Here is a 4984-nt window from a genome sequence, read left to right as displayed (position 1 = left end):
GCCGCGATCGAGGCGGCCCGCGCGGGGCAACACGGCAAGGGTTTTGCGGTCGTTGCCTCCGAGGTGCGCAAGCTCGCCGAGCGGGCGCAGAAGGTGGCGTCCGAGATCGGAGACCTGTCGAGCCGAACGCTGGCCGTGGCCGAGGACGCCGGCTCGCGCCTCGAACGCCTTGTTCCCGACATTCGCCGGACGGCCGAACTGGTGTCGGAGATTTCGGCGGCCTGCCGCGAGCAGTCGGTCGGCATCGAGCAGATCAACCAAGCGATCGGCCAGCTGGATCAGGTGACGCAGGCCAATGCCGGCGCCGCCAACGAAATGGCGGCAACCTCCGAACAGCTATCGGACCAAGCGGCGCGGCTGGAGGATCGCATGGCGATCTTCCGTCTCAACGACGGCGAAGCGCGGGTCATTCTGGCGGGTATCGAAGCGGGCCGTGACGGAAACGGACTTCAGGCCCTGGCGGAGGCGTTTGCGGCCGGAAAGCCGGAAACCTCGCCCTCGAAGTCTACCTCGCCGAAGTCGGCCCTGCCCATGGCTGCGTGACCCCGGCCATGGCCGAGATGGGTGGTGGCTGCCGGTCCGGTTCGAGGCGTTAGAAAGGGATAGCTGATGACAGACTCTCGGCCGCTCCCGCTCCCTTGCCGCCTTGAGGGAATGCGTCGAGACTGATCCCGCTTGCTGTTCTTCACCGCCCGTCGAATTTTCGCCCGCGTCTTTACTCCGCCTTGGGGATATCCCGAAACGACATGGAGGGCTCATCCGATAGAGAGGCAACGTAAGGTTTTCCGCCCTTACCTTGCGCGCATCGAATATCGAGCTTGGGAGAGCCGAATCTATGGCCCTGCCGCACCATCTCGCGCAACGTTTGCGCTCCGCCCGTACGTGGATTGCGCTCGGCATCCTCGCCCCCATCGGCATGGTGATCATATCAGGCATGATGCTGCTCGACTTGCGTCGCGATGCCTGGACCATGGCGGACCAGACCTCGAAGAACCTGATGCAGGTCATCGAACGGGACATTGCTCGTAACGTCGAGATCATCGACCTGTCCTTACGGGCTGTCGTCGATAACCTGAAAGCGCCCGGCGTGGCCGATAGCACGCCCGAACTCCGGCAGCTCATCCTGTTCGACCGAGCCTCGACAGCTCCCGATCTCGGCGCAATGATCGTCTTGGACGAGAACGGTGATAGCATCATCGACGCCGCGTCCGTGCCACCGCGCAAGCTCAACAACGCCGACCGCGACTATTTCCAAGCGCATAAGGCCAACCCTAAGCTTGGACTTGTCATCAGTAAGCCGCTGATCTCCCGTCTGACAGGAGACCGCGTCGTCGTGCTGAGCCGCCGCATCGACAAGTCGGATGGTTCGTTCGGCGGCATTGTTCTCGCAAGCCTGAAATTGTCCTACTTCCGCTGTCTCTTCGACCAGATCGGCCTCGGCAAGGACGGCGCGATCAACCTTTATCTGCGCGATGGTACACGTTTGATGCGCCATCCCTTCGTGGAAGACGACATCGGCGTGAGCATCGCCGGCACGGACAACTTCAACCGGTTCGTACGCGAGGGCCGAGGGTCCTTCGTTGGCACATCCGTGCGCGATGGCGTGGAACGCCTCTATAACTTCACGAAGGTCGGCGAATGGCCGCTGGTTCTGAACGTCGCCCTCTCAACCCATGAGATCGAGGTTGCATGGGGAGTGAAGGCGCTCGTCATCGGCGGGGTCATGCTGATCCTTTGTGGGCTGACCGTCCTGCTCTCGCTGCTGTACGGCCGGGACCTGAGACGCCAAGCCGCCATGCAGGCGGAGCTGGCCGAACTGTCGCGCACCGACGATTTGACGGGACTTCCGAACCGACGCCGGTTCGAGGAGACCTTTGAGAGTCTGTGGGCGGGTGCGCAGCGGACCGGCCGGTCGTTCTCTCTCCTTATCGTCGATGCCGATCACTTCAAGCGATACAATGACCGCTATGGGCACGCGGTCGGCGATGAGGTTCTCAAGGGGATCGCCGCCTGCCTGAAGCGCAGCGTTCATCGGCCGGATGATCTTGTTGCCCGCGTTGGCGGCGAAGAGTTCGCGATCCTTCTGGCGGATACCGATATCGAGGGCGCCTCCCGCATCGCGGCCAAGCTTCACGAGGCCATCGCGTCATTGGCGGTTCCGTCAGCCGGCCTTGGCGCGGGCGCGGTCACTGTGAGCGTGGGGCTCGCTGTCGGACCGGCTGGCACTGCATCGCCTGACGCGCTTTACCAAAAGGCGGACGCGGCTCTCTATGCCGCCAAGGAAGGGGGACGCAATCAGACCCGGTTCGCGCCAAGGGATCGAGAGAATACGAGTGTTGTCACCGCACTCCGCTCGGCTCACGCCTGATCGAACTTGTCCAGACCATCGGAACCCAGGCCGCTCCGCGGCAACAGCCCGGGCATTCGCTCAAGTCCGCTTCCGATCACGCTGCAAACCTCTTGGTTCGGCGAGGTCGGGTCGGAACCGGACGGCCTCTTTCGAGCGCTCGGCCTGCATCTCCTCAAGGTGGGTCAGGACATAGAAGGGGCCCAGATGGAGGCTCACGGATCGCCGCGGCGATCGAAGCGGGCCGTCTGCGAACAACTCCACTGGTGCAAAGGCCGCTCTCGGCTTCGGGACGCGATAGCAGGTTCGCAGGGCGTTGGCTTGTTCGCGGTCTCGGACGCCGGGACGGCCCTTCCACCATCCTCCTCACCTGCCGTGCTGTCACGACAGAAGCACCTCGCGCTCCCGCCGCGAGCCCGCCATGCGAGCCTTGGCGGCTGCGATGGCGGCATCCGGGGCCGACTGGGGGGAGCCGGCATCGAAGGGGGGAGCGGGGTCGTATTCGAGCGAAAGCTGGATCGTTTCGGCCTCCTCGCGGCCGAGAAGCTCGGCGACGACGGTAAGGCCGAAATCGATGCCCGAGGTCACGCCGCCGGCGGTGATGACCGACCCGTCGCGCACGACCCGTTCCGCGACCGGGATGGCGCCGAAAGCGGGCAGGAAGTCCATCGCGTTCCAGTGCGTGGCGGCGCGTTTGCCCTGGAGGAGCCCCGCTTGGCCGAGAACCAGCGAGCCGGTGCAGACGGAGGTCACGAAACGAGCCCTCTGCGCCTTGTCGCGGATGAAGGCGAGAACCGTCTCATCGGTCAGTAGTGCGTTCACCCCGCTGCCGCCGGGGATGCACAGGACATCGAAGTCGGGCGCGTCCGTCAGCAGCGTGTCGGGCGTCAACATCAGGCCTGTTGACGAGCGCACGGGCCGGAGATCCTTCCAGACGAGCTGGACGGCCGCGTCCCTGGCCGAGGCGAAGACCTCGTAGGGGCCGGTAAGGTCGAGTTGCTGGACGCCGGGAAAGCAGAGAAGGCCGAAGCGTAGGGTCATGGGTCTCATCCTGTCTTGACGAGAGCAGCCTAGCGCGAGACGGTTTGGCCGTTGCGCCAATCATCGCTCGTTTCATGCCAAACGCACCCTTGCCTCACCGGATCGAAATTCTGGCTTTCTCCCGCGCTCAGATCCTCGACGTGACGGGCCCAGCCCAGGTCTTCGCCACGGCGAACGACCTGACGCCACCCGATCGACCCAAGCCCTACGAGATCGCAGTGGTCTCGCTCGATGCCGAGGTCGTCACGAGCTCGGGCCTGACGCTGAAATGCGACCCGGCGGCCGGGCGCGCGGGCGCGGTCGGAACGCTGATCGTCGCGGGCGGCTACGGGGTGGATGGGGCGCGATGCGACCGGGCGCTGATCGACTGGATTCGTCAGCGCGCATCGGCGGCCGAGCGCACGGCCGAAGCTGCGAACGGCACGAGATCGATTTCGGCGGCTGTCGCTGTCAGGCGATGATGCTAACGGGCGACGCCGCCTGCTCGCTGTCCCCCGATCACGCGCGCATCCAGTCCATCGTGCAGGATGATGCCGCCCTGGAGCCCGGCCCGTTCCGCTACCGGCGCATCGGCGCGGCACGCGAGCCCGCCTGAGGGGAGGTCCTTACAGCCTCTTCGGCATCCAGCGCCGCCGCGTCCAGACGGCGAGCGCGGCGACGAACAGAACCGCACCGGCCAGGCAGGCGAGAAGGCGATGGTGAAGGCGGAGCTGGCCGAAGGCCGCTTCGATGCCGTTGCCGAACCAGTATCCGGCCGAGACGAAGACGAGCGCCCAGGTCGCGGCGGCGAGCGCATTGATGAGGAGAAAGCGCGCGGTCGAAAGCTGCGTGGTTCCGATGGCGATCGGGCTGACCGTGCGAAAGCCGTAGATGAAGCGGAAGCCGAAGGTGAACAGAACCGGCCGCTTCTCGAAGGCGGCGAGAGCCTTGGCGAAGAGGGGACGTTGGCTGACGCGCCGCACGAAGCGCGCCTGGCGGAAAAAGCGTCCGCACAGAAAGAAGATCTGGTCGGCCACGAAGGAGCCGAGGGCGACGGTGACGAGGGTCGGCCAGAAGCCGAGCGTGCCGCTATGGGCGATCACGCCCGCCAGGATCGCGACCGTCTCCCCTTCGAGGCCCGCCCCCAGGAAAATCGCGGGCAATCCATATTGGGCGACAAGGGTCTCGATCGTCATGCGTCCATCACCGGCTGGCGCGCGATCACGGCACGCAGACCCGGCAAGCCGCGCCGACCCAAAGAGTTCCATTGGGGGGTATGATGGATGGAGGGAGACCGTGAGGGACGCCTCGCCCCGCCTCGGCTGGCGGAGGGATCGGGCACGGAGCCACCCGTCTGCCTTCCGCTGACATGGGGAAAGACGCCCGAGCCCACGGAACCGGGGACGGAACCCTTCGGGTCGGTCCGCCAGTGCTTTTCGGTCCGCCTGCGCTTTCGCCCGGTCGGCAGCGTTGGCGATGCTCGGGCCTCGCGCGGCATCGGCGCTACCCCCATGCGAGCCACAAGTCTCGCCTGTCCTCACAGACTGCCCCGCGCAAACGCCCCGAGGAACAAGATCAACGGGGGGGGGGGGGCGGAGCGACTGTCCCTTATACACA

The 4984-nt window shown here is 65.6% G+C and carries 6 protein-coding genes; 4 read left to right on the top strand and 2 right to left on the bottom strand.

Features of this window, described 5'->3' with window-relative positions; genetic code table 11:
• Positions 1 to 543: methyl-accepting chemotaxis protein (locus NS365_RS22765; protein ID WP_244498539.1), on the top strand; the 543-nt coding region annotated here is incomplete at its 5' end.
• Positions 544 to 835: 292 nt separating this feature from the next.
• Positions 836 to 2368 carry a sensor domain-containing diguanylate cyclase gene (locus NS365_RS22760; protein WP_058602576.1) on the top strand — a complete coding sequence of 511 codons (1533 nt, stop codon included), beginning with the start codon at positions 836 to 838 and terminating at the stop codon, positions 2366 to 2368.
• A 360-nt stretch (positions 2369 to 2728) separates the two neighbouring features.
• On the opposite strand, the gene NS365_RS22755 is transcribed toward NS365_RS22760, so the two are convergent.
• On the bottom strand, positions 2729 to 3388 hold the full coding sequence (locus NS365_RS22755; protein ID WP_058602575.1) for a DJ-1/PfpI family protein: 660 nt from the start codon (positions 3386 to 3388) through the stop codon (positions 2729 to 2731).
• Between the two features lie 140 nt (positions 3389 to 3528).
• Between NS365_RS22755 and NS365_RS25160 the strand changes: the two genes are divergently transcribed.
• Positions 3529 to 3849: a hypothetical protein gene (locus NS365_RS25160; protein ID WP_193753521.1), complete on the top strand. Its 321-nt coding sequence runs from the start codon at positions 3529 to 3531 to the stop codon at positions 3847 to 3849.
• Positions 3846 to 3983, top strand: a complete 138-nt coding sequence (locus NS365_RS25155; RefSeq protein ID WP_193753520.1) for a hypothetical protein — start codon at positions 3846 to 3848, stop codon at positions 3981 to 3983. Before NS365_RS25160 ends, NS365_RS25155 begins: the two co-directional genes overlap by 4 nt.
• Positions 3984 to 3993: 10 nt before the next feature.
• Here the strand turns inward: NS365_RS25155 and NS365_RS22745 are convergent, their stop codons facing one another.
• Positions 3994 to 4563: a DedA family protein gene (locus NS365_RS22745; protein ID WP_058602573.1), complete on the bottom strand. Its 570-nt coding sequence runs from the start codon at positions 4561 to 4563 to the stop codon at positions 3994 to 3996.
• Between the last annotated feature and the right edge of the window lie 421 nt (positions 4564 to 4984).

It is taken from the genome of Aureimonas ureilytica (assembly GCF_001475935.1).
Lineage (GTDB): Bacteria > Pseudomonadota > Alphaproteobacteria > Rhizobiales > Rhizobiaceae > Aureimonas > Aureimonas ureilytica_A.
This window is presented reverse-complemented; position numbering and strand designations above follow the sequence as displayed.

What these genes read in the sequence shown, in the direction of transcription:
- NS365_RS22760 (WP_058602576.1), top strand. Translation starts at nt 836, where the DNA reads ATGGCCCTGCCGCACCATCTCGCGCAACGTTTGCGCTCCGCCCGTACG.
- NS365_RS22745 (WP_058602573.1), bottom strand. Translation starts at nt 4,563, where the DNA reads ATGACGATCGAGACCCTTGTCGCCCAATATGGATTGCCCGCGATTTTC.
- NS365_RS25155 (WP_193753520.1), top strand. Translation starts at nt 3,846, where the DNA reads ATGATGCTAACGGGCGACGCCGCCTGCTCGCTGTCCCCCGATCACGCG.
- NS365_RS22755 (WP_058602575.1), bottom strand. Translation starts at nt 3,388, where the DNA reads ATGACCCTACGCTTCGGCCTTCTCTGCTTTCCCGGCGTCCAGCAACTC.